The organism is Cellulomonas sp. KU4C, from assembly GCF_056868065.1.
In genome coordinates this window covers 3,656,626-3,680,551 of record NZ_CP200322.1, presented here as the reverse complement: position 1 = coordinate 3,680,551, position 23,926 = coordinate 3,656,626, and the positions used below count along the sequence as shown (strand labels likewise).

18 protein-coding genes and 2 pseudogenes are annotated in these 23,926 nt (G+C 74.1%); 15 read left to right on the top strand and 5 right to left on the bottom strand.

The annotated features are described in order from the left end of the window. Window positions 1-267: 267 nt before the first annotated feature. A pseudogene (gene rpsT, locus AC1VL8_RS17495) lies at window positions 268-529 on the bottom strand (30S ribosomal protein S20). 346 nt (window positions 530-875) lie between these two features. Here rpsT and AC1VL8_RS17490 point away from each other — a divergent pair. From AC1VL8_RS17490 to hemW, 5 genes are all read left to right on the top strand, one after another. Beyond that, complete coding sequence (locus AC1VL8_RS17490) at window positions 876-2,465, top strand: circularly permuted type 2 ATP-grasp protein (protein WP_483076050.1); 1,590 nt, start codon at window positions 876-878, stop codon at window positions 2,463-2,465. Then, entirely contained in the window at window positions 2,459-3,385 is a 927-nt protein-coding gene (locus AC1VL8_RS17485; RefSeq protein ID WP_389235267.1) for an alpha-E domain-containing protein, read from the top strand. The genes AC1VL8_RS17490 and AC1VL8_RS17485 overlap by 7 nt, the downstream gene beginning before the upstream one ends. Further along, window positions 3,385-4,230: a transglutaminase family protein gene (locus AC1VL8_RS17480; protein ID WP_483076049.1), complete on the top strand. Its 846-nt coding sequence runs from the start codon at window positions 3,385-3,387 to the stop codon at window positions 4,228-4,230. Before AC1VL8_RS17485 ends, AC1VL8_RS17480 begins: the two co-directional genes overlap by 1 nt. A 72-nt stretch (window positions 4,231-4,302) precedes the next feature. Next, window positions 4,303-6,186, top strand: coding sequence for a translation elongation factor 4 (gene lepA, locus AC1VL8_RS17475; RefSeq protein ID WP_483076048.1), 1,884 nt, complete (start codon window positions 4,303-4,305; stop codon window positions 6,184-6,186). Next, window positions 6,183-7,421, top strand: coding sequence for a radical SAM family heme chaperone HemW (hemW, locus tag AC1VL8_RS17470; protein WP_483076047.1), 1,239 nt, complete (start codon window positions 6,183-6,185; stop codon window positions 7,419-7,421). Before lepA ends, hemW begins: the two co-directional genes overlap by 4 nt. Window positions 7,422-7,502: 81 nt before the next feature. Here the strand turns inward: hemW and AC1VL8_RS17465 are convergent, their stop codons facing one another. Further along, window positions 7,503-7,874 carry a DUF4870 domain-containing protein gene (locus AC1VL8_RS17465; protein WP_483076046.1) on the bottom strand — a complete coding sequence of 124 codons (372 nt, stop codon included), beginning with the start codon at window positions 7,872-7,874 and terminating at the stop codon, window positions 7,503-7,505. A gap of 162 nt (window positions 7,875-8,036) precedes the next feature. On the opposite strand from AC1VL8_RS17465, the gene AC1VL8_RS17460 reads away from it, so the two are divergent. Further along, complete coding sequence (locus AC1VL8_RS17460) at window positions 8,037-8,915, top strand: hypothetical protein (RefSeq protein ID WP_483076045.1); 879 nt, start codon at window positions 8,037-8,039, stop codon at window positions 8,913-8,915. A gap of 22 nt (window positions 8,916-8,937) precedes the next feature. On the opposite strand, the gene AC1VL8_RS17455 is transcribed toward AC1VL8_RS17460, so the two are convergent. After that, window positions 8,938-9,789, bottom strand: coding sequence for a DUF3097 domain-containing protein (locus AC1VL8_RS17455; RefSeq protein ID WP_483076044.1), 852 nt, complete (start codon window positions 9,787-9,789; stop codon window positions 8,938-8,940). Between the two features lie 49 nt (window positions 9,790-9,838). On the opposite strand from AC1VL8_RS17455, the gene AC1VL8_RS17450 reads away from it, so the two are divergent. The 6 genes and pseudogenes from AC1VL8_RS17450 (at window position 9,839) to AC1VL8_RS17425 (ending at window position 17,247) form a co-directional block, all read left to right on the top strand. Continuing rightward, entirely contained in the window at window positions 9,839-11,341 is a 1,503-nt protein-coding gene (locus tag AC1VL8_RS17450; protein WP_483076043.1) for an MFS transporter, read from the top strand. Between the two features lie 82 nt (window positions 11,342-11,423). Then, window positions 11,424-12,458, top strand: coding sequence for a heat-inducible transcriptional repressor HrcA (gene hrcA, locus AC1VL8_RS17445; protein ID WP_389235524.1), 1,035 nt, complete (start codon window positions 11,424-11,426; stop codon window positions 12,456-12,458). 89 nt (window positions 12,459-12,547) lie between these two features. Beyond that, window positions 12,548-13,678 (top strand): molecular chaperone DnaJ, encoded by a 1,131-nt coding sequence (gene dnaJ / locus AC1VL8_RS17440; protein ID WP_389235291.1) that lies wholly within the window; start codon window positions 12,548-12,550, stop codon window positions 13,676-13,678. Window positions 13,679-13,681: 3 nt separating this feature from the next. Next, window positions 13,682-14,449 (top strand): 16S rRNA (uracil(1498)-N(3))-methyltransferase, encoded by a 768-nt coding sequence (locus tag AC1VL8_RS17435; RefSeq protein WP_483076042.1) that lies wholly within the window; start codon window positions 13,682-13,684, stop codon window positions 14,447-14,449. 436 nt (window positions 14,450-14,885) lie between these two features. Further along, window positions 14,886-15,248, top strand: a pseudogene (locus tag AC1VL8_RS17430) (sodium/proton-translocating pyrophosphatase); the annotation flags it as partial. A gap of 61 nt (window positions 15,249-15,309) precedes the next feature. Further along, complete coding sequence (locus AC1VL8_RS17425; RefSeq protein WP_483076041.1) at window positions 15,310-17,247, top strand: sodium-translocating pyrophosphatase; 1,938 nt, start codon at window positions 15,310-15,312, stop codon at window positions 17,245-17,247. A 68-nt stretch (window positions 17,248-17,315) separates the two neighbouring features. Here the strand turns inward: AC1VL8_RS17425 and pgi are convergent, their stop codons facing one another. Next, window positions 17,316-19,001 (bottom strand): glucose-6-phosphate isomerase, encoded by a 1,686-nt coding sequence (pgi, locus tag AC1VL8_RS17420; protein ID WP_483076040.1) that lies wholly within the window; start codon window positions 18,999-19,001, stop codon window positions 17,316-17,318. 122 nt (window positions 19,002-19,123) lie between these two features. Between pgi and AC1VL8_RS17415 the strand changes: the two genes are divergently transcribed. Then, on the top strand, window positions 19,124-20,068 hold the full coding sequence (locus tag AC1VL8_RS17415; RefSeq protein ID WP_483076039.1) for a PfkB family carbohydrate kinase: 945 nt from the start codon (window positions 19,124-19,126) through the stop codon (window positions 20,066-20,068). 87 nt (window positions 20,069-20,155) lie between these two features. Here AC1VL8_RS17415 and AC1VL8_RS17410 read toward each other — a convergent pair whose 3' ends face one another. Next, the gene (locus AC1VL8_RS17410; protein WP_483076038.1) at window positions 20,156-21,190 is read right to left on the bottom strand and encodes an LLM class flavin-dependent oxidoreductase; all 1,035 of its coding nucleotides are present in this window, start codon (window positions 21,188-21,190) and stop codon (window positions 20,156-20,158) included. 131 nt (window positions 21,191-21,321) lie between these two features. On the opposite strand from AC1VL8_RS17410, the gene AC1VL8_RS17405 reads away from it, so the two are divergent. Further along, window positions 21,322-22,503 (top strand): ROK family transcriptional regulator, encoded by a 1,182-nt coding sequence (locus AC1VL8_RS17405; RefSeq protein WP_483076036.1) that lies wholly within the window; start codon window positions 21,322-21,324, stop codon window positions 22,501-22,503. A 104-nt stretch (window positions 22,504-22,607) separates the two neighbouring features. Next, window positions 22,608-23,903 carry an extracellular solute-binding protein gene (locus AC1VL8_RS17400; RefSeq protein WP_389235314.1) on the top strand — a complete coding sequence of 432 codons (1,296 nt, stop codon included), beginning with the start codon at window positions 22,608-22,610 and terminating at the stop codon, window positions 23,901-23,903. The last annotated feature ends 23 nt before the right edge of the window (window positions 23,904-23,926 follow it).

Genomic DNA, 23,926 nt, shown 5'->3' with positions numbered 1-23,926 from the left:
CGGGACGGCCCGTCAGCGGCCGTCACCGCGTCGAGGGCGTCACCCCGCAGGGGGGGTGACGCCCTTCGTCGTCCCCGGTCGCCCCACGCCGAGGTCGCCCGGCCCGGCCGAGGTCGCTCGTCGTACGGGGCGACCGCGGCCGCGAGGTGTCGACCTCGGCGGAGGCGGGAGTCCGGGAGTCCAGGAGCCCGGGGCCGGGCGCGGGCGGAGACGACGGAGGGCGCCACCCGCAGCGGGTGGCGCCCTCCGTGAGGACCAGCGAACGCGTCAGAGCGCGTTGACCGCCTTGGCCAGGGCCGACTTCTTGTTGGCAGCCTGGTTGGCGTGGATGACGCCCTTCGAGACGGCCTTGTCGAGCTTCTTCGACGCGACGGTGAGCGCGGCAGCGGCCGCGTCCTTGTCGCCGCCGGCGACGGCCTCGCGCACGCGGCGCACGAACGTCTTCAGCTTCCGACTTCACGGCCTTGTTGCGCAGGCGCGCGATCTCGTTGGTGCGGATCCGCTTGATCTGGGACTTGATGTTGGCCACGGTGTGGACTCTCTTCGTGTGCTCGCCCAGGGGCGATAGGAACAAGGTCGTAGAGGGCGCGTCCGGCGCCGGGACTGGGGCGTGGGGACACCCGCGGAGAGGAACCGGACTAGTGCCCGCCGACCCGGGCGGACACGCGACTGACAAGACTACCAGGCGCCGGTGCCCCCCGGAGACCGTCCGCACGGGCACGTCGCCCGGCCCCCGACCAGCCCCCGACCCGCCCCCGACCAGCCCCCGACCGGCGGGGACACCCGCCCTCGGGCAGGATCGGCGGCAGCGGCGTGTGACCCCGCCGTTCCCGGCCGGACACACGGCCGTGACACGGGAGGGCGAGGATCACCGGATGGCGGACCTGTTCGACGCGTACCCCAGCGGCGCGGCCTGGGACGAGATGATCGACGCGGTCGACGGCCCGCGGCCGAGCTACCGGCACGTGCACGCCGCGCTCGCGCAGCAGACCACGGCCGACCTGCGCACCCGCGCGGACGCGCTCGCGCGCTCGTACCTGGCGCAGGGCGTGACGTTCGACTTCGCGGGCGAGGAGCGGCCGTTCCCCCTGGACGTGGTGCCGCGGGTGATCGCGGGGCACGAGTGGGACCACGTCGCGCCGGGCGTCGCGCAGCGGGTGCGGGCCCTGGAGGCGTTCCTCGCGGACGTGTACGGGCCGCAGAAGGCGGTCGCCGACGGCGTGGTGCCGCGGGGGCTGATCGTGTCGTCCACCCACTTCCACCGGGCGGCCCGCGGGATCCAGCCGCCGAACGGCGTCCGGGTGCACGTGTCCGGCATCGACCTGGTGCGGGACGCGGCCGGGGAGTTCCGGGTGCTGGAGGACAACGTGCGGGTGCCCAGCGGGGTGTCGTACGTGCTGTCCAACCGGCGGGCGATGGCGCAGACGTTCCCGGAGCTGTTCGCGACGCTGCGGATCCGGCCGGTGCAGGACTACCCGCGCCGGCTGCTGGCCGCGCTGACCGCGGCGGCCCCGGCGGGCGTCGACGACCCGACCGTGGTGGTGCTGACCCCGGGCGTCTACAACTCCGCCTACTTCGAGCACGCGCTGCTGGCCCGGACGATGGGCGTGGAGCTCGTCGAGGGCCGGGACCTGTTCTGCTCCGGGGGCCGGGTGTGGATGCGGACCACCCAGGGCCGGCGCCGGGTCGACGTGATCTACCGGCGGGTCGACGACGACTACCTGGACCCGGTGGCGTTCCGGTCGGACTCGGCGCTGGGCAGCCCCGGGATCATGACGTGCGCGCGGGCGGGGAACGTGACGATCGCGAACGCGGTGGGCAACGGCGTCGCGGACGACAAGCTCGTCTACACGTACGTGCCGGACCTGATCCGGTACTACCTCGGCGAGGAGCCGGTGATCCCGAACGTCGACACCTGGCGCCTGGAGGAGCCCGACGCGCTGGCGGAGGTGCTGGACCGGCTGGACGAGCTGGTGGTGAAGCCGGTCGACGGGTCGGGCGGCAAGGGCCTGGTGGTCGGCCCGGCGGCGTCCCGGGCGGAGCTCGCGGAGCTGCGCGACCGGCTGCGCGCCGACCCGCGCGGCTGGATCGCGCAGCCGGTGGTGCAGCTGTCGACGGTGCCGACGCTGGTCGAGGACGGGCTGCGGCCGCGGCACGTGGACCTGCGGCCGTTCGCGGTGAACGACGGCGACCAGGTGTGGGTGCTCCCCGGCGGGCTGACCCGGGTGGCGCTGCCGGAGGGCCAGCTGGTCGTGAACTCCTCGCAGGGCGGCGGCTCGAAGGACACCTGGGTGCTCGGCGCCAGCACGCCGCACCGGGCGACCCGGTCCGACGCGCCGGTGGGCCCGCGCGCCGTCCCGGTGGACCAGGCGGTGCCGATCGACGCGAACCCGGACGACGCCGCACCCCAGGCGGAGCAGCAGCAGCAGATGGCCGCCACGGACGACGGAGGTGCACGGTGCTGAGCCGGATCGCGGAGTCGCTGTTCTGGATCGGCCGCTACGTCGAGCGCGCGGACGACACCGCGCGGCTGCTCGACGTGCACGTGCAGGGCCTGCTCGAGGACCCGTGGGCGGCCGAGGACCTGGCGTGCCGGTCGCTGCTGTCGGTGATGGACCGTCCCGCGCCGCCGCCCGAGGCGCAGATCGGCCGGCAGCAGGTGCTGGAGCTGCTCGCGTACGACCGGGTGTCCCCGTCGTCGATCGCCGGCTCGCTGATCGCGGCGCGGGAGAACGCCCGCCGGGCGCGGGAGATCGTGTCGACCGAGCTGTGGGAGTGCCTGAACACGGCGTGGAACCAGCTGCCCGCGCAGATGCGCCCGACCCGGCCGCACGACTACTTCACGTGGGTGCGCGAGCGCGCGGCCATCGTCGCCGGGCTCACGGACTCCGCGACGTCGCGGGACGACACCTGGCGGTTCATGGTGCTGGGCCGGTCCATCGAGCGGGCCGACATGACCGCCCGCCTCATCACCACCCGGGCGCTCGCGGGCGCCGGCGGGCCGGGGTGGGCGACGCTGCTGCGGTCCTGCGGCGCCCACGAGGCGTACCTGCGGACCTACCGGGGCATGGCCTCGGACGAGCGCGCGGCGGGGTTCCTGCTGCTGGACCGGTCGTTCCCGCGGTCGATCGTGTACGCCCTCGGGCAGGCGGAGGAGTGCCTGACGGCGCTGGAGCCCGCCCGGATGAGCGGCGTCGACGAGGCGATCCGCCACCTCGGGCACGCCCGCACCAGCCTGGAGTACCGCCCGCTGCCGGAGGTCCTGGACGCCCTGCCCGCGGAGATGGAGCGGGTGCAGCGCGCGTGCGCGGCCGCGAGCGACGCGATCCGCCGCCGGTACTTCCCGTCCGGCAGCGTCACCACCTGGGTCGGGGAGGCCGTCTGATGGGCACCAGCCGCCTGCACGTGGTGCACACCACCGCGTTCCGCTACACCCGCCCGGTCACGGTGTCCTACAACGAGGCGCGGATGACGCCGCTCGCGCAGCCCGGTCAGGTGGTGCTGGACGCGCGCCTGGACGTGCAGCCGCACACCTGGTCGCACGAGTACCGCGACTACTGGGGCACGGCCGTCACCGCGTTCGAGGTGCTGGCGCCGCACGAGCAGCTGGTGCTCACCGCGGAGAGCCGCGTCGAGGTCACCGCCCGGCCCGGCCCGCGCACGGCCGGCGACTGGGAGACCCTGCGCAGCCCCGCGCTGCGGGACTCGCTCGCCGAGTTCCTGTCGGACACCCCGACCACGGCGGCGCCCGACGAGGTGGCGGCGCTGGCCGCCGAGGCCGCCGCCGGCGCCGACCCGGCGGACGCGGCGCTCGCGGTCTGCCTCGCCGTGCGGGACCGGATGGACTACGTCCCCGGCGTCACCGCGGTGCACACGCCCGCGACGGACGCGTGGGCGGCGGGCAAGGGCGTGTGCCAGGACATGGCGCACCTCGCGGCCGGCGCGCTGCGCAGCGTCGGCATCCCGGCGCGGTACGTGTCCGGCTACCTGCACCCGCTGCGCGACGGCGAGGTGGGGCGCACCGTCACGGGCGAGTCCCACGCGTGGGTCGAGTGGTGGGCGGGCGAGTGGACCGCGTACGACCCGACGAACCGCGCGCCGGTGGGGGAGAACCACGTCGTCCTGGGCCGGGGCCGGTGCTACGACGACGTGCCGCCGCTGCGCGGGATCTTCGCCGGTGCGGGCACGCAGTCGCTCGACGTCGAGGTGCGGATCACCCGCGAGGCGTGACGCGGCTCGGGGTTCGGGCCCGGGCATGGGACGATGGGGGTTGATCCCGACCCAGCGAAACCGAGGGAGCACGTGTCCCCGATCCCGAGCGCCGCCCAGTCCCAGCGCATCGCCCCTGCGGCGACCCCGCCGGAGCTCCTGCGCAACTTCTGCATCATCGCGCACATCGACCACGGCAAGTCGACGCTCGCCGACCGGATGCTGCAGCTCACCGGCGTCGTCGACTCGCGGGCGATGCGCGCCCAGTACCTCGACCGGATGGACATCGAGCGCGAGCGCGGGATCACCATCAAGTCCCAGGCGGTGCGCATGCCGTGGGCGCTCGGGGACACGCCGTACGCGCTCAACATGATCGACACCCCGGGCCACGTGGACTTCACGTACGAGGTGTCCCGGTCGCTGGCGGCGTGCGAGGGCGCGGTGCTGCTGGTCGACGCGGCGCAGGGCATCGAGGCGCAGACGCTCGCGAACCTGTACCTGGCGATGGAGAACGACCTCCAGATCATCCCGGTGCTGAACAAGATCGACCTGCCCGCCGCGCAGCCCGAGAAGTACGCCGAGGAGCTCGCGGGCCTCATCGGTGGCGACCCGGACGACTGCCTGCGGGTGTCGGGCAAGACGGGCGCGGGCGTCGAGGAGCTGCTCGACCGGATCGTGCAGCTGGTCCCGGCGCCGTCCGGCGACCCGGACGCCCCGGCGCGCGCCATGATCTTCGACTCCGTCTACGACACGTACCGCGGCGTCGTCACGTACGTCCGGGTCAAGGACGGCAGCCTGAACCCGCGCGAGCGGATCGCGATGATGTCGACCAAGGCCACGCACGAGCTGCTCGAGATCGGCGTGATCTCCCCGGAGCCCGTGCCCACCAAGGGCCTGGGCGTCGGCGAGGTCGGCTACCTCATCACGGGCGTGAAGGACGTGCGCCAGTCCAAGGTCGGCGACACCGTCACCAACATGTCGAAGCCCGCGTCCGAGGCGCTCGGCGGCTACTCCGACCCGAAGCCGATGGTGTTCTCGGGCCTGTACCCGATCGACGGCTCCGACTACCCGGTGCTGCGCGACGCGCTCGACAAGCTCGAGCTCAACGACGCCGCGCTGAACTACGAGCCGGAGACCTCGGTCGCCCTCGGCTTCGGGTTCCGCGTCGGGTTCCTCGGGCTGCTGCACCTCGAGATCATCCGCGAGCGGCTCGAGCGGGAATTCGACCTCGACCTCATCTCGACCGCCCCGAACGTGGTCTACGAGGTGACGATGGAGGACCGTCAGGTCGTCACCGTCACCAACCCGAGCGAGTTCCCGGGCGGCAAGATCCGCGAGGTGCGCGAGCCGGTCGTCAAGGCCACGGTCCTCGCGCCCAGCGAGTTCATCGGCGCGATCATGGAGCTCTGCCAGGGCAAGCGCGGCGACCTCCAGGGCATGGACTACCTGTCCGAGGACCGCGTCGAGATGCGCTACACGCTGCCGCTCGCGGAGATCGTATTCGACTTCTTCGACCAGCTGAAGTCCCGCACCCGCGGGTACGCCAGCCTCGACTACGAGCCCATCGGCGACCAGGTCGCGGACCTCGTCAAGGTCGACATCCTGCTGCAGGGCGAGCAGGTCGACGCGTTCAGCTCGATCGTGCACAAGGACAAGGCCTACGCGTACGGCGTCATGATGGCGTCCAAGCTCAAGGACCTGATCCCGCGCCAGCAGTTCGAGGTGCCGATCCAGGCCGCGGTCGGCTCGCGCGTCATCGCCCGCGAGACCATCCGCGCGATCCGCAAGGACGTCCTCGCCAAGTGCTACGGCGGCGACATCTCCCGCAAGCGCAAGCTCCTGGAGAAGCAGAAGGAGGGCAAGAAGCGCATGAAGACCATCGGCCGGGTCGACGTGCCGCAGGAGGCCTTCATCGCCGCGCTCACCTCCGAGGCCGCGGGCAGCTCCAAGGACGCCAAGGACGCGAAGAAGAAGTGAGCCCGGCGCTGCCGGACGGCGACGCCGCCCCGGACGACGGCGCGCTGCCGGACTCGGTCCGCGCAGGGGCCGTCGACCGCGGGTTCGGCGTGTACCTGCACGTGCCGTTCTGCACGGTGCGCTGCGGGTACTGCGACTTCAACACGTACACCGCGACCGAGCTCGGCGGTGGTGCCAGCCAGGTCGCCTACGCGGACACCGCCCTCGCGGAGATCGCGCTGGGCGGCCGGGTGCTGCGCGACGCCGGTCTGCCGGCGCGCCCCGCGTCGACGGTGTTCGTCGGCGGCGGCACCCCCACCGTCCTGCCCCCGTCGGACCTGGTGCGGATGCTCGGCGGGGTCCGGGACGCCTGGGGCCTCACCGCGGACGCCGAGGTCACCACCGAGGCCAACCCCGACTCGGTGACCCCGCAGTCGCTGGCCGAGCTGGCGCGCGGCGGGTTCACGCGGGTGTCGTTCGGCATGCAGTCCGCGGTCCCGCACGTGCTGGCGACCCTCGACCGCACCCACGACCCGCGCCGCATCCCGGACGTGGTCCGGTGGGCCCGCGACGCGGGGCTCGCGGTGTCGCTCGACCTGATCTACGGCACGCCGGGGGAGTCGCTCGACGACTGGCGCGCGTCGCTGGAGACCGCGCTCGCGACCGGCGTCGACCACGTGTCGGCGTACGCCCTGGTGGTCGAGCAGGGCACGCGGATGGCCGTGCAGGTCAAGCGCGGCCTGCTGACCCTCCCCGACGAGGACGACCAGGCCGCGAAGTACGAGCTCGCCGACGACCTGCTGACCGAGGCCGGCCTGCACTGGTACGAGGTGAGCAACTGGGCGCGCACGCCGGAGCAGGCGTGCCGGCACAACCTCGCCTACTGGCGCGGCGACGACTGGTGGGGCGTGGGCCCCGGCGCGCACAGCCACGTCGGCGGCGTGCGGTGGTGGAACGTCAAGCACCCGCGCACCTATGCGGCGCGGCTCGCCGAGGGGCTGAGCCCGGCCGCCGGGCGGGAGACCGTCGCGGGCGACGCGGCGCGGCTCGAGCAGGTGATGCTCGGGGTCCGGCTCGACGAGGGCCTGCCGCTGGCCGCGCTGGACCCGGCCGCACGGACGGCGGTCGCGGGCCTGGTGGCCGACGGCCTCGTCGACCCCCGCGCGGCGCTCGGCTCGGACGCCCCCGCGCGGGTCCGGCTCACCCGCCGCGGCCGGCTGCTGGCCGACACGGTCGTCCGCACGCTCACGGCCTGACCCCGGCGACGCCACGAGCAGGGGGACGTGCCGCCCGGCGCACCGGGCAGCACGTCCCCCTCGTCCGGGGTCAGGCCCGGGTCACTTCACCAGACGCAGGGTGACCGGGTACCGGTACCACTCGCCCTTGTTCACGGCGACGGCGGCGAGGATCGCGAACACGATGCCGGCGCCCCACACGACGAACAGCAGCGGCGACGCGATGCCGAACGTGACCGCGGTGAGGATCGACGCCGCGACGTAGGCGATGGTCAGGGCGATCTGGAAGTTCAGGGCCTCCTTGGCCTGGTCCTCCAGGAACTGGCCGCGACCCTTGAACACGAGCCAGACGACCAGGCTGGGGATGAACCCGAACAGGATGCCGCCCAGGTGGGACAGCAGCGCCCAGGTGCGCTCCTCGTCGGGTCGCAGCGGGGGCTGACCGGCGACGGGAGGCTGCGGGGGGTAGGACATGGGTCTCCTCGGGCGTGTCGTGACTACGGCGGACGAAGCGTAGCGGCACGACCGGGTCTTTTGTCCCCTTTTCCACCGGACGAGCGGTCCTTGACACGCGGACGGCCGTCCCGGTTCGCTGGCCGGACGGGCGATGGTCGTCCGCACCCAGGAGGCCCCGCGATGACCGAGAACCCCGGCAACCCGCCGCGCGACGAGGAGCCGGTCCCGCCCGCGGGCGCCACGCCGCCGCCCGTCGGCGCCACGCCGCCGCCCTCCGGTGCCTACCCGCCCCCCGCCGGCGCGTACCCCCCGCCCGGCGCCTACCCGCCCCCGTCCGGCTACGGCCCGCCGCCCGGCGCCCCGGGGTCCGCCCAGCCCGGCGGCGCCTCCACCGGCGTCGGCGACGCGTTCACCTGGGCCTGGGCGAAGTTCACGCAGAACGCCGTGGCGATCGTGCTCGGCGTGCTGGCGTACGCCGCGGTCGTCGTCGTGGTCACCGTCATCGCGTTCTCGGTGCTGGTCGGCGGTGCGGTCGCGAGCACCGACGAGTACGGCAACATCAGCAACGGGGCGGGGGCCGCGCTGACGTTCGGGTACCTGCTCACGCTCGCGATCCTCGTGCTGCTGACGACGTTCCTGCAGGCCGGCGTCATCCGGGCGTCGCTCGCGGTCGCGGACGGGCAGCGGATCACCGTCGGGACGTTCTTCCGGTTCGAGCGGCTCGGCCCCGTGGTGCTGACGGTGCTGCTCGTCGGCGTGGGCACCGGGATCGGCTCGCTGCTGTTCGTCGTCCCGGGCCTGGTGTTCGCGTTCCTCGCGCAGTTCGCCCTGTTCTTCGTCCTGGACCGCGAGCTGTCCCCGGTCGACTCGATCAAGGCGAGCTTCCGGCTGGTGACCCAGCACTTCCAGGTGGTGCTCCTGCTGTTCCTCGGGGTCTACGCGGCGAACCTCGTCGGCAACGCCCTGTGCGGCATCGGGTACCTGGTGTCCGCGCCGGTCGGCCTGCTCGCGACCACCTACGTGTACCGCCGCCTCCAGCAGGAGCCGGTCGCGCCGTGACGCGTCGTCACCGCCCCCGCGGTCAGGGGGCGGTGACGAAGTCGATCAGCTCCTCGACCCGGCCGAGCAGCGACGGCTCCAGGTCGGCGTAGCTCCGGACGCTGCGCAGGATCCGCTGCCAGGCGCGCGCCACGTCGGCCTGCTCGTCCGCGGGCCAGCCGAGCTCGCGCAGGATGCCGCGCTTCCACTCGGTGCCGCGCTCGATGGTCGGCCAGGACGTCAGCCCGATCCGCTCGGGCCGCACGGCCTGCCACACGTCGACGTAGGGGTGGCCGAGCACCAGCACGGTGTCGCGGGGGACGCCGCGCAGCGCCTCGTCGGCGATCCGCTGCTCCTTGGACCCGGGCACCAGGTGGTCGACCAGCACGCCGACCCGCCGGCCCCGCTCGGGCCGGAACTCGTGCAGGGCGTCGACCAGGTTGTCGACGCCGTCCAGCAGCTCGACGACGACCCCCTCGGCGCGCAGGTCGTCGCCCCAGACCTTCTCGACCAGCTCGGCGTCGTGCTTGCCCTCGACCCAGATGCGACTGCCGCGGGCGACGCGGGCGCGCTGGTCGGGGGCGGCGAGCGACCCGGACGCGGTCCGCTTCGGGCCGGTGGGCGCGGCGGCCTTCGGGGCGGTGAGCTCGACGGGCTTGCCGTCGACCCAGAACCCCGGCCCGAGCCGGAACGTGCGGGTCTTCCCGCGCCGGTCCTCGAGGACGACGACGTGCTCGCCGCCGGACTTCTCGACGCGCACGACGGCCCCGACCCAGCCGGTGGTGACCTCCTCGACGACGAGCCCGCGGTCCGCGGCCACCGGCTGGGAGGTGGGGCGGCGGTGCGTCCGGGCGGAGGCGGCGGACAGGACGTCGGGTCCGTAGCGGTCGGTCACCCGCGGCAGCCTAGGTGCCGGTGCGGCGCGGGCGTGGTACGACACGTCGGTGACATCCACCCCCGCCGGGCAGCCGGCCACCGACCAGCCCGCTCCCGACCCGCACCGCTGGCGCGCCCTCGGGGTCTGCCTGGCGATCGGCTTCATCACGATGCTCGACGTCTCCATCGTGAACGTCGCGCTGCCGTCCATCGAGCGCAGCCTCGACGCCGGCGCCAGCCAGCTCCAGCTGATCGTCGCGGGGTACACGCTCGCGTTCGGCCTGGTGCTGGTGCCCGCGGGCCGGCTCGGCGACGCCCGGGGCCGGCGCGGGATCTTCCTGGCCGGCCTCTCCGGGTTCGCCCTGACCAGCCTCGGCGCGGGCCTCGCGCAGACCGACGAGGTGCTGGCGGTGATGCGGCTGCTCCAGGGCGTCAGCGCCGGCCTGCTGAACCCGCAGGTGGTCGGGACGATCCAGCAGCTGTTCACCGGGTACGAGCGCGGCAAGGCGTTCGGCTACTTCGGGGCGACCATCGGGGTGTCGACGGCGATCGGCCCGGCGCTGGGCGGTCTCATCATCCAGGTGGCCGGCGCGGAGCACGGCTGGCGGTGGGTGTTCTTCGTGAACGTGCCGGTGATCGCCGTGGTGCTGCCGCTCGCGGTGAGGTTCCTGCCGCGCCGGGCCGCCGGGGCGATGTCGGGGATCGTCGGGCCGAGCGGTCGGCCGCGGCTCGACGTGCCGGGGCTGGTGCTCGTCGCGCTGACCACGGCCGCCGTGATGGTGCCGTTCGTCACCACGACCGGGGCGGGCGGCGACGACCCGACCCGGTGGTGGTGGCTCGCGGTGGCCGCCGTGCTCGCCGTCGCGACGGTGCTGTGGGAGCGGGCGTACCAGCGGCGCACGGGCGCGGCGGTGCTCGACCCGCGGGTGCTGCGCGAGCCCGCGTTCCGCAACGGCGCCCTGCTGGGCATGGCGTACTTCGCGGGGTTCACGGCGGTGTTCCTCGTGGTGACGCTGTACCTGCAGCAGATCGCCGGGTACACGCCGTTGCAGGCCGGGCTGGTCGGGATGCCGTTCGCCATCGCGTCGGCCGTCGCGGCGCAGCAGTCCGGCCGGCTGGTCGCCGAGCGCGGGCGGGGCGTCGTGGTCGTCGGCCTGGTCCTGGTGCTGCTCGGCCTGATCGGCTCGGACCTGGTGATCCGGCTGGTCGACCCGCCCGCGGTGGCGTTCGCGCTCGCGGCGACCCAGATGGTCGCCGGGGCCGGCAGCGGGCTCGTCATCGCGCCGAACCAGACGCTCACGCTCGCCCGGGTGCCGGTCGACCGGGCCGGTGTCGCCGGGAGCATGCTCCAGGTCGGGCAGCGGGTCGGGTCGGCGCTCGGTGTCGCGGTCGCGCTGTCCACCTACTACGCCGCGCTGGCCGCGGGCGTCGAGGGCGGGGTGGCCGCCGGGCGCGCCCTGCTGCTGACGGTCGCGCTGGTGGCGGTCGCGCTCGTTGTGGGCGTCGTGGACCTCCGGGAGCGGCACCGGGACGTGACGCACGACGCCGTGCCCGCGGCCGGGCGGGGCTGAGCACCCGCCCGCGCGGACGCGTAGAATTGGCACTCGTGCCGGGCGAGTGCTACCGGTGTCGTGCGAGGCTGGGGAGGTGACCGTGAGCGAGGACCGCAGGCTGGACGTGCTGCGCGCCATCGTCGAGGACTACGTCGCCACGCGGGAGCCCGTGGGCTCCCGGGCGCTGGTGGAGCGGCACTCCCTCGGGGTGTCGCCCGCGACCATCCGCAACGACATGGCCGCGCTCGAGGAGTCCGGCTACATCGTGCAGCCGCACACCTCCGCGGGCCGGGTGCCGACGGACAAGGGCTACCGGCTGTTCGTCGACCGGCTCGCGACCGTCAAGCCGCTGTCCGCCCCCGAGCGCCGCGCCATCGAGACGTTCATGGAGGACGCGGTCGACCTGGACGACGTGGTCGACCGCTCCGTGCGGCTCATCGCGCAGCTCACCCACCAGGTCGCCGTCGTGCAGTACCCGTCGCTGCGCCGCACCGCGCTGCGGCACGTGGAGCTCGTGCCCGTCGGTGCGCAGCACCTGCTGGTGGTCATCATCACCGACCACGGGCGCGTCGAGCAGCGCACCCTCGAGCTCGCGACCCCGCTGGACCTCGAGGTGGTCGCCCGGCTGCGGACGCGCCTGAACGTCGCGGCGGCCGGCCGGCGGCTCGCCGAGCTCGGCACCGCGCTGCGCGACCTCGCGGACGACTTCCCGCCCGCCGAGGGCGCGCTGGTGCACGCCGTCGTCGGCGTCGTCGAGGACACGCTGGCCCGGGAGAGCGAGGAGCGCGTCGTGCTCGCGGGCACCGCGAACCTGGTGCGCGGCGGCGGTCCCGAGTTCGCGCGGCACGTCAGCCCCGTGCTCGAGGCGCTGGAGGAGCAGGTCGTCCTGCTCCGGCTGCTGACCGAGATGGCGGAGGACGAGGCGACGGTCTCGGTCCGCATCGGGCGCGAGACCCAGCACGAGGGCCTGGTGGAGACGAGCTTCGTCACCACCGGCTACGGCGGGGACGAGGGCGGCGCGGGCACGGCGGTCGCCCGGATCGGGTCCGTCGGCCCGCTGCGGATGGACTACCCCGGGACGATCGCGACGGTCCGCGCCGTCGCCCGGTACCTGTCCCGGATCCTCGCCGGGTGAGCGCCCGGCCCCTCGCCGCGCCCGTGGCGCCGGCACCCCCGATGACCCGCGTCGACGCGCGCGACCGACCCGTACAGGAAGTGTGACGAGTGAGCGACTACTACGAGGTCCTCGGCGTGGACCGCGAGGCCACGCCCGAGCAGATCAAGAAGGCGTACCGCCGGCTGGCCCGCGAGCTGCACCCGGACGTCGCGGGCGCCGAGGCGGGCTCGGAGGACAGGTTCAAGGACGTGTCCCGCGCGTACGAGGTGCTGTCCAACCCCGAGAAGCGCCGGATGTACGACATGGGCGCCGACCCGTCGTCGCCGAACGGCGGCGGGATGGGCGGTGGCTTCGGCTTCCAGGACATCTTCGAGACGTTCTTCGGCGCCGCGGCCGGCGCGGGCGCCCAGCGCGGCCCGATCCCGCGCGCCCGGCGCGGCCAGGACGCCCTGGTCCGGCTCGACATCGACCTGGCGGAGGCGACCTTCGGCACGCACCGCGAGGTCCCCGTCGAGACCGCCGTGGTCTGCCCGACCTGCGACGGCTCCTGCTGCCGCCCCGGCACGTCGCCCCGCACCTGCGACGTCTGCGGCGGGCGCGGCTCCGTGCAGCGCGTCGCCCGGTCGTTCCTCGGCCAGGTCATGACGTCCCAGCCCTGCGCGGCGTGCCACGGGTTCGGCACCGTCATCCCCGAGCCCTGCACCGAGTGCGCCGGCGAGGGCCGCGTCCGCTCGCGCCGCGTGCTCGAGGTCGACGTCCCCGCGGGCGTGGACACCGGCACCCGGATCAAGCTCACCGCGCAGGGCGAGGTCGGCCCCGCCGGCGGCCCCGCGGGCGACATCTACCTCGAGGTCCGGGAGCGCAAGCACGACACGTTCCTGCGTGAGGGCGACGACCTGCACTGCACGCTGCACGTCCCGATGACGGCCGCCGCGCTCGGCACGGTGCTGACGCTGGACACCCTCGACGGCCCGCAGGAGGTCGACCTGCGCCCCGGCACCCAGCCGGCCCAGGTCGTCACGCTGCGGGGCCTCGGCGTCGGGCACCTGCACGCGGGCGGCCGCGGCGACCTGCACGTGCACGTCGACGTCCAGGTGCCCACGGGGCTGGACGAGCAGCAGGTCGACCTGCTGCGCCAGCTGGCCGTGCTGCGCGACGAGGAGCGCCCCGACGCGCGCCTGTCGGCATCGGGCGGCGGCGTCTTCGCGAAGCTGCGCGACAAGCTCGCCGGGCGCTGACGCGTGACGGCACCGGTGTTCCTGGCCGAGCCGGGCGCCCTCGACGGGGTCGCGGCCGGCGGGACCTACCTGCTGGACGGCACCGAGGGCCGGCACGCGGGCGTCGTCCAGCGGCGCGCCCCGGGGGAGCGGGTCGACGTCGTGGACTGCGCCGGCACCCGGCTGGTCGGCGAGGTCGAGCACGTGGCGCCCGAGGGCGTGCACCTGCGGGTGCGCGAGGTCGTCGTCGAGCCCGCGAGCACCCCGCGGCTGCTGCTGGTCCAGGCGCTCGCCAAGGGCGACCGGGACGAGATGGCGATCGAGGCCGGCACCGAGGTCGGCGCGGACGGCGTCGTGCCCTGGCAGGCGGAGCGGTCGATCGTCGTGTGGCGCGGCGACCGGGCCGCGAAGAGCCGCGCCCGCTGGCTCGCGACCGTGCGCACCGCCGCGAAGCAGGCCCGTCGGGCGCACGTGCCCGAGGTCGAGCTGTCCGTCGACACCACCGCGCTCGCGCGCCGCACCCGCGAGGTCGTCGCGGCCGGGGGCGCGGTGCTGGTGCTGCACGAGGAGGCGACGGTGCCGCTCGCGGAGGCGGCCGTCCCCACCGAGGGGACCGCCGCCGAGGTGCTGGTGGTCGTCGGACCCGAGGGCGGCATCTCCGCGAAGGAGGTCGACGCGCTGGTCGAGGCCGGCGCCGTCACGGTGCGGCTCGGCCCGCACGTGCTGCGGACGTCGACGGCGGGGCCGGTCGCGGTCGCGCTGCTCGCGCAGCGGCTCGGGCGCTGGTCCTGACCGCCGCCGGGCCGTTCGTCCCGGCGCCTCGCCCCGACCCCCGGGGATCGGTGCCGCCGCGCGCCCGGGCGGGCCGTGGCCGGGACCGACGTCCCGGGCCGTAGGTCACCCCCGGCCCGGCGGGTGCGGTCCTAGCGTCGAGAGTGGCAGCGAAGGCGCTCTCACCAGGGAACCCACCGTGAACGACGACGTCCGGACCGGAACCACCTCCTCCTCGACCCGCGGCGCGGTGCGTCCGCCGGGGGACGTCGGTCGCCGACGGCGGGTCCGCCCGGCCGTCGCCGCCGCGGCGCTCCTCCCCGTCCTCGCGGGCTGCGCCTCGGCCTCCGCCGGCGACGCGGGTGCGCACGGCGGCGAGGCCGCGCTGGTGCTGCCCGACCTCGGCGCCGTGACCGTGCTCGGCGGCGTGCCGGGCCGGCTGCTGCTCGGCATCGGGATGCTCGTGTGCGTGCTCGGCCTGGGCTTCGGGGTCGTGACCGCCGCGCGGCTCCGGCGCCTGCCCGTGCACCGGTCGATGCGCGAGGTCTCCGAGCTGATCTACGCCACGTGCCGGACCTACCTCGTCCAGCAGGGCCGGTTCCTGCTGCTGCTCTGGGTGTTCATCGCCGCGGTGATCGTCGTGTACTACCGGGTGCTCGTCGGGTTCGGCTGGGGCCGGGTCGCGACCATCATCGGGTTCAGCCTGCTCGGCATGGCCGGCTCGTACGCCGTCGCGTGGTTCGGCATCCGGGTCAACACGTTCGCGAACTCCCGCACGGCGTTCGCGTCGCTGCGCGGCCGGCCGCTGCCCGTGCACCGGATCCCGCTGCAGTCCGGGATGTCGATCGGCATGGTCCTCATCAGCCTCGAGCTCGCTGCTCATGCTCGTCATCCTCCTGCTGCTGCCCGCCGACGTGGCGGGTGCGTGCTTCATCGGGTTCGCGGTGGGGGAGTCCCTGGGCGCGTCGGCGCTGCGGATCGCCGGCGGCATCTTCACCAAGATCGCGGACATCGGGTCGGACCTGATGAAGATCGTGTTCAAGATCAAGGAGGACGACGCCCGCAACCCCGGCGTCATCGCGGACTGCACGGGCGACAACGCCGGCGACTCCGTGGGGCCGAGCGCCGACGGGTTCGAGACCTACGGGGTCACCGGGGTCGCGCTGGTCACGTTCGTGCTGCTGGCCGTCGACGACCCCCTGACCCAGGCCACGCTGCTGGTCTGGCTGTTCGTGCTGCGGGCGGTCATGGTCATCGCGTCCGGGGTGTCGTACGTCGCGAACGACGCGTGGACCCGCGCCCGGTACGCCGCCGCCGACCGGATGGACTTCGAGCGGCCGCTCACGACGCTGGTGTGGCTGACGTCGCTGGTCAGCATCGGGTTCACCTACCTCACGACCTGGGCTGTCCTCGGCCGGCTGGACCCGGCCGGCGGGCTGTGGTGGAAGGTCGCGTCGATCGTCAGCTGCGGCACCCTGGCGGGCGCGGTGATCCCCGAGGTGGTCAAGGTGTTCACCTCGACGAGCAGCCGGCACGTCCGGGAGGTCGTCGCGTCCTCGCGCGAGGGCGGCGCCTCGCTGAACATCCTGTCCGGGCTCGTCGCGGGGAACTTCTCCGCGTACTGGCTCGGGATGACCGTCGTCGGCCTGATGGGCGGCGCGTACCTCATCTCCGAGCAGGGGCTCGACCAGGTGATGCTCGCGCCCGCGGTGTTCGCGTTCGGGCTGGTGGCGTTCGGGTTCCTCGGCATGGGACCGGTGACGATCGCGGTCGACTCCTACGGGCCCGTCACGGACAACGCCCAGAGCGTGTACGAGCTGTCGCTGCTCGAGCAGGAGCCCGGCGCCGCGGACGAGCTCCGTCGCGAGCACGGCGTCGACCCGCAGTGGGAGCCCGCCAAGCGGATGCTCGAGGAGAACGACGGCGCGGGCAACACGTTCAAGGCCACCGCCAAGCCGGTGCTGATCGGCACCGCGGTCGTCGGGGCCACCACGATGATCTTCTCGATCATCATGAGCCTCACCGACGGCCTGACGACCGGGCTGGCGAACCTGTCCCTGCTGCACCCGCCGTTCCTGCTCGGCCTGGTCACCGGCGGTGCGGTCGTCTACTGGTTCACCGGCGCGTCGATCCAGGCGGTCACCACGGGCGCGTACCGCGCGGTGGAGTTCATCCGGGGCACGATCCGCCTGGACGGGAGCACGCGCGCGAGCGAGGCCGACTCCCGGCGGGTCGTGGAGATCTGCACGCAGTACGCCCAGCGCGGGATGCTGACGATCTTCCTGGCGATCTTCTTCGCGACGCTGGCGTTCGCGTTCGTGGAGCCGTTCTTCTTCATCGGCTACCTGGTCTCGATCGCCGTGGTCGGGCTGTACCAGGCGATCTTCATGGCGAACGCCGGCGGGGCCTGGGACAACGCCAAGAAGATCGTCGAGGTCGACCTCGCCGCGAAGGGCACGCCGCTGCACGACGCCACGATCGTCGGCGACACCGTGGGCGACCCGTACAAGGACACCTCGTCGGTCGCGCTGAACCCGGTCATCAAGTTCACGACGCTGTTCGGGCTGCTGGCCGTCGAGCTGGCCGTCAGCCTCACCGCGCAGGGGCACGGGACGCTGGTGCACGTGCTCGCGGCGGTGTTCTTCGTGGCCTCCGCGGCGTTCGTGCACCGGTCGTTCGCCGGCATGCGGATCGGGTCGGGGGTGCCCGTCGCGGCGCCGAGCGACCCGGACGGCCCGGACGACTCGGCCGTCCCGCACCCGGCGAGCGGCGACCACGACGCGCTCGACGACGAGGTCCCGGTGGGTGCCGGGAGCTGACGCCGCCGCCGACGACGGGCCCCGGACGACGCGTGGTCGTCCGGGGCCCGTCGTCGGTGCCGGGGCGCTCAGGCCTCGGTGCGCAGCTCCAGGTACCGGGCGATCAGCGACCGCGTCGACGGGTCCTGCCCGGCGAGCGCGTCGGTGTCGCCCTCGACCGCCGGGGCGATCTCGAGCGCGAGCTTCTTGCCGAGCTCCACGCCCCACTGGTCGAACGAGTCGATGCCCCACACGACGCCCTGCACGAACGTGATGTGCTCGTACAGCGCGATGAGCTGGCCGAGCACCGCCGGGGTCAGGGACGGCGCGAGGACGGACGTCGTCGGCCGGTTCCCGGAGAACACGCGGGCCGGGACGATCTCCTCCGCGGTGCCCTCGGCGCGGACCTCGTCGGCGGTCTTGCCGAACGCCAGCGCCTTGGTCTGCGCGAAGAAGTTCGCGAGGAACAGCGCGTGCACGTCGGTGCCGCCGTCCTTGAGCGGGTGCGCCGGGTTGGCGACCGCGATGAAGTCCGCCGGGATCAGCCGGGTGCCCTGGTGGATCAGCTGGTAGAACGCGTGCTGGCCGTTGGTGCCGGGCTCGCCCCAGAACACCTCGCCGGTCTGCGTGGTGACGGGGGTGCCGTCCCAGCGGACCGACTTGCCGTTCGACTCCATCGTCAGCTGCTGGAGGTACGCCGGGAACCGGTGCAGGTACTGCGCGTACGGCAGGACGGCGTGCGTGTGCGCGTCCATGAAGTTGACGTACCAGACGTTCAGCAGGCCCATGAGCACGGGCACGTTCTGCTCGAACGGCGTGGTGCGGACGTGCTCGTCGACCGTGTGGAAGCCCTCGAGCAGCTCGCCGAACGCGTCCGGGCCGATCGCGATGGCCAGCGACGTGCCGATCGCGGAGTCCACCGAGTAGCGGCCGCCGACCCAGTCCCAGAACCCGAACGCGTTCTGCGGGTCGATGCCGAACGCCGCGACCTTGTCCAGCGCGGTCGACACGGCGACGAAGTGCTGCGCGACGGCGCCGGTGCGGGCCTCGTCGGTGTCCTCGATCGCGCGCGACGCGATCAGGCCCTGCCACAGCCAGTCGCGGGCGAGCCGCGCGTTGGTCAGGGTCTCCAGCGTGCCGAACGTCTTCGACGCGACGATGAACAGCGTCGTCGCCGGGTCGAGGTCCTTGACCTTCTCCGCCAGGTCGGTCGGGTCGATGTTCGACACGAACCGGACCTCGAGTCCGTCCTGCACGTACGGCTTCAGCGCCTCGTACGCCATCACCGGGCCCAGGTCCGAGCCGCCGATGCCGATGTTCACGACGGTGTCGACGCGCTCGCCGGTCACGCCGGTCCACTCGCCGGAGCGCACCTTCTCCGCGAAGGCGCCGACCTTCGCCAGCACCTCCTGCACGTCCGCGTCGACGTCCTGGCCGTCCACGACCAGCGGCGGCTCGGCGTCCGCGGGGCGGCGCAGCGCGGTGTGCAGCACGGCGCGGTCCTCGGTGACGTTGATGTGCTCGCCCGCGAACATCGCGGCCAGGCGGCCCGACAGGTCCACCTCGTCCGCGAGCCGGGTCAGCAGCGCCAGCGTCTCGTCGGTGACGAGGTTCTTCGACAGGTCGACGGTCAGGTCGCCCACCTGCCGGGTCAGGCGCTCGGCGCGCTCCGGGTCGGCGGCGAACCAGCCCCGCAGGTCCGGGGTCAGGTCGGCGCGGTGCGCGGTCAGCGCGGTCCAGGCGGATGTGGTGGTGGCGTCCACGGGAGTGCTCACGGGTGTCCCTCTCGAGATCTCAGGTCTTCCACCGCACACCGTATCCGCGTCCGGTGCGGTCGCGGGCAGGACGTCGGGCCCGGCGGGCCCGTACCCGGACCCGGTGGCGGCAGGATGGTCGGGTGCGCCCCCCGATGCTGGTCTGCTGCGGACTCGTGACCCTCGACGTGGTCCAGACGGTCGACGCCGTGCCGGGCCCGGACCAGAAGGTGGTCGCCGACGGCCTGGACGTGCGGTTCGGCGGACCGGCGGCGAACGCCGCTGCCACGGCGGTCGCCCTCGGCGTCCCGGCCCGGCTGGTGACGGCCGTCGGCTCGGGGCCGGTCGCGGACCTCGTGCGCGCCGGGCTGCGGGACGCCGGCGTCGAGGTGGTCGACCTGGCCCGCGGGACCGGCGCGACGCCGCCGGTGTCCACGGTGCTGGTGACCCGCGCGACGGGGGAGCGGGCCGTGGCGTCGGTGAACGGCACCGGGACGCCCGACCTCGGCGCGGCGGCCCGGGCGGCGCTCGCGGACGGGGTCCTCGACGGCGCGACGGCGCTGCTCGTCGACGGGCACCACCGGGGCGCGGCGGTCCCGGTCGCGGCCGCCGCGCGGGCTGCGGGCGTCCCCGTCGCGCTGGACGGCGGCTCGTGGAAGCCCGGGCTCGGTGACCTGCTGGCCCACGTGGACCACGCGGTGCTGTCCGCCGACTTCCGGCTGCCGGACGGCGGGGACGGCGGGGGGCCGGCCAGCGGGCTCGGCGGCGGCGCGGACGTGCTCGCGGACGTGTTGGCCCAGTGGCCGGTGGCGTCGGCGGCCCGCTCCGCCGGCGGTGGGCCGCTGCGGTACGTCGAGCGCGGCGGGGCCCCGGCGGACGTGGACGTCGCCCCGGTCCCCGCGCGGGAGGTGGTCGACACCCTCGGCGCCGGCGACGTCCTGCACGGCGCCCTCGCGGCCGCGCTGGCCCGCGGCGAGCCCCTCCCGGCGGCCCTGACCGAGGCGACGCGCGTCGCCACGCTCTCCGTCCGCCACCCCGGCGCCCTCGGCTGGGCCGCGAGCCGGTCCCGCCCCGTCCCGCCCCGGTGAGGTCGAGGGTTCGTGACCCGGACCCCCGCTGAAACCCTCGACCTCGCCTGAAACCCTCGACCTCGACCTCGGCCTCGGCCGCCGCCGTCAACCCGCCAGCGCCGCGCGGACCAGCGGGGCGACGCGGGTGCCCAGGAGCTCGATCGCCCGCAGGCTCTCGCGCTGGGGGACGCCGCTGAGGTCCATCTGGAAGATCTGCCGGTCGTGGCCGAGCACCTCGTGCAGGGCCACGATGCGCTCCGCGACCTCCTCGGGGTGGCCCACGAAGTACGCCCCGCCGCGCGCGGCCTGGGACTCGAAGGCGATGCGGTTCGGGATCGCGAACCCGCGCTCGGCGGCGATCCGGCGCATCGAGTCGAGCCAGTAGGGGAAGAAGAAGTCGCGGGCGCCCTTGGCGTCGTCGGCGACGAACCCCATGCCGGCGACCTCGACGCGGGCGGTCGCGGGGTCGTGGCCCGCCTCGGCGTGCGTGCGTCGGTAGAGCCGCACCAGCCCGGCGAAGTCGGCGGGCCGGCCGCCGATGATCGCGTACGACACGGGCAGCCCGAGGCGGCCGGCGCGCTCGGAGGACGCCGGGTTGCCGCCGGTCGCGACGGCGATCCGCAGGTGGTCGCCGGTGGGGCGGGGCAGGATCTCGGCGGCGTGCAGCGGGCTGCGGAACCGGCCGGACCAGGTGACGGGGTTGCCGCGGTCGATCCGGAGCAGCAGCGCGATCTTCTCCTCGAACAGCGCGTCGTAGTCGTCCAGGGAGGCGCCGAACAGCGGGTACGACTCGATGAACGAGCCCCGCCCGGCCAGCAGCTCGACGCGGCCCCCGGACAGCAGGTCCATCGTCGCGAACTGCTGGTAGACGCGGACCGGGTCCTCGGTGGACAGCACGGTCACCGCGGAGCCGACGCTGATCCGCTCGGTCTGCGCGAGCGCGGCGGCGATGACCGTCGCGGGGGAGGAGATCGCGTAGTCGGGCCGGTGGTGCTCGCCGATGCCGACGTGGTCGAGGCCGACCTCCTCGGCGAGGCGCACCCGCTCCAGGACGTCGCGCAGCCGCTGCGCGGGGGAGGTGCGTGCGCCGCTGACCGGGTCGGGGTGGATGTCGCCGAACGTGTACAGACCGAGCTCCATGCCGGTGCAAGCGTCGCTGGTCGGACGGGCATTCCCGGTCCCGTGTCGCCGCGGTGAACGCGCGGTCACGATGTGGTCACGGTCACACGAACCCCTTGACCGGCATTAGTAAGGAAGGTCTACTAACAAACATGACCACGACGACGCGGTCCGGCCCCCTCCGGGGTGCGGGACGCACGCTGCGCCCCACCACCAAGGTGCTCCCCGAGCACGCCCGGGCCCACAACCGCGCGATGGTCCTCCAGCACCTGTTCCACCAGGGCCCGTCGTCGCGGGCGGACCTCGCCCGCAGCACCGGCCTCACCCGCGTCACCGTCTCCGACCTGGTGTCCGTCCTCATCGCCGAGGGCCTGGCGGAGGAGCTGGGCGTCCGGTCCGAGGGACGGGTCGGCAAGCCCGCGACCCTCGTCGGGATGCGCACCGAGGAGTTCCACGTCGTCGCCGTCGACCTCGCCGACGACGCGAGCCTGCGCGGCGCGGTCATGACGCTCACGGGGACCGTCGCCGCGCGGCGCACCGTGTCGCTCGACGGCCGCACGGGGGAGGACGCCGTCGCCGTGCTCGAGGACCTGTGCCGCGAGCTGCTCGCCGCCGCCGACCGGCCCGTGGTCGGCGTCGGCATCGGCTCGCCCGGCGTCATCGACTCCGCCGGCGTCGTCGTCGCCGCCCCCAACCGCGGCTGGTACGACCTCCCGCTCGCCGCCCGGCTCACCGAGCGGCTCGGCGTGCCCGTGCACGTCGCCAACGACGCCAACACCCACGCGCTCGGCGAGTACACCTACGGCGGCGCGACCGGCTCCGGGCTCATGGTCATCACCGTCGGCCAGGGCGTCGGCGCGGGCATCGTCCTGGACGGCGCGCTCGTCCGGGGTCGCGCGCACGCCGCCGGCGAGATCGGCCACGTCACCGTGGTCGACGACCGCGACGTCCGGGCCGGCGACCCGCTGCCGCGCGACTGCGCGTGCGGGCGCACCGGCTGCCTGGAGACCCTGCTGTCGCTGCCCGCCCTGCGCCGCGCCACCGCCGGCCGCACCCCCGAGGAGTCCGACGCGGTCCTCGCGTCGGTCGGACGGAAGCTGGGCCTCGCGCTCGCGCCCGTCGTCAGTGCGCTCAACCTCGCCGAGGTCCTGCTCTCCGGCCCCCCGGAGCTGCTCGACGGACCCCTGCGGGACGCCGCGCTCGCCACCGTCCACGCCCGGATCATGCCCCTGCTGGGGGAGGACCTGGTGCTGCGGATGGGTGCGCTCGACGAGGACGGGGCGCTCTCGGGCGCCGCGGCCCTCGTGCTGTCCGGTCAGCTCGGGGTCACGTGACGACCCCGAGCCGACCGCCTGCAGTGCTGGTACTCACCACCCCCGGCGACGCCGACCGGCCTCGCCTCGCATCAGGGAGGAACACCAACGTGAAGATCGTACGGATGGCAGCCGCCGGTGTGGCGGCGGCGCTCGCGCTGACCGCCTGCTCGGCAGGCGGCGACGACCCCGCGACCGGCTCGGACGGCACCCCCGAGGGCGCCGAGATCACGCTCTGGCTCAACGGCGCGGACACGCCGGACGAGCTGCGCGAGTACCTCACGACCACGTTCGCCGAGGAGAACCCCGGCTCGACCCTCGTCATCGAGGAGCAGGACTGGGCGGACGTCGTCACCAAGCTCACGACGGCCCTGCCCGACGCGGCGAACACCCCGGACGTCGTCGAGATCGGCAACACCCAGTCGCCGACGTTCACGACCATCGGCGCGTTCCGCGACCTCACGCCCCTGTACGACGAGCTCGGCGGCGACGACCTGCTGCCCTCGTTCGTCGAGGTCGGCCAGGCGGACGGCAAGAACTACGCGCTGCCGTACTACTTCGGCTCGCGCTACATGTTCTACCGCGCCGACCTCTGGTCCGCGGCCGGGCTGGAGAAGCCGACGACCCTCGCCGAGTTCCAGGACGCGGCCACCGCGCTCACCTCCGGCACCCAGTCGGGCTTCGCCATCGGCGGCCAGGACTGGCGCAACGGCATCTCCTGGGTGTTCGCCAACGGCGGCGAGCTCGCCACCGAGGACGGCGGCGAGTGGACGTCCACCCTGTCCGACCCGAAGACCATCACCGGGCTCGAGCAGTGGCAGGCCGTCTACCAGGGCTCGTCGAAGGTGCCGGCCACCGAGCGGGACGTCGCCTACTGGGACTTCCTGAACGACGGCACCGACGGCGCCGCACCGGCCGCCGCCACGATCATGGCGCCGGGCTGGGCCCGCTGGTCCATCGGCGACCTCACGACGAACGACGACGGCGAGGAGGTCCGCGACGGCATGGCGGACACCGCGAAGTTCGGCATCTTCGCCCTCCCGGGCGTCGACGGCGGCATCGCCCCGGTGTTCGCCGGCGGCTCGAACATCGCGATCTCGGCGAAGTCCGAGCACCCCGAGCTGTCCGAGAACCTGCTGCGGATCATCTTCTCGCCCGAGTACCAGCAGATGCTCGGCGAGAACGGGCTCGGCCCGGCCAACTCCCAGTACGTCGACTCGCTCGGCGACGACGAGTTCGCCACCACGATGATCGAGACCGCGAAGGCGTCCAAGCTCACCCCGGCCGCGCCCGGCTGGGCGGCGGTCGAGGCCGCGTTCGTCTACGAGGAGCTGTTCCAGGCGATCGCCGAGGGCGGTGACGTGACCGCGCTGGCCGCCGAGTACGACGAGCGCATCACGCCGATGCTCAACGGCCAGTGACGCGACCCGGCCGCGGGGCACCC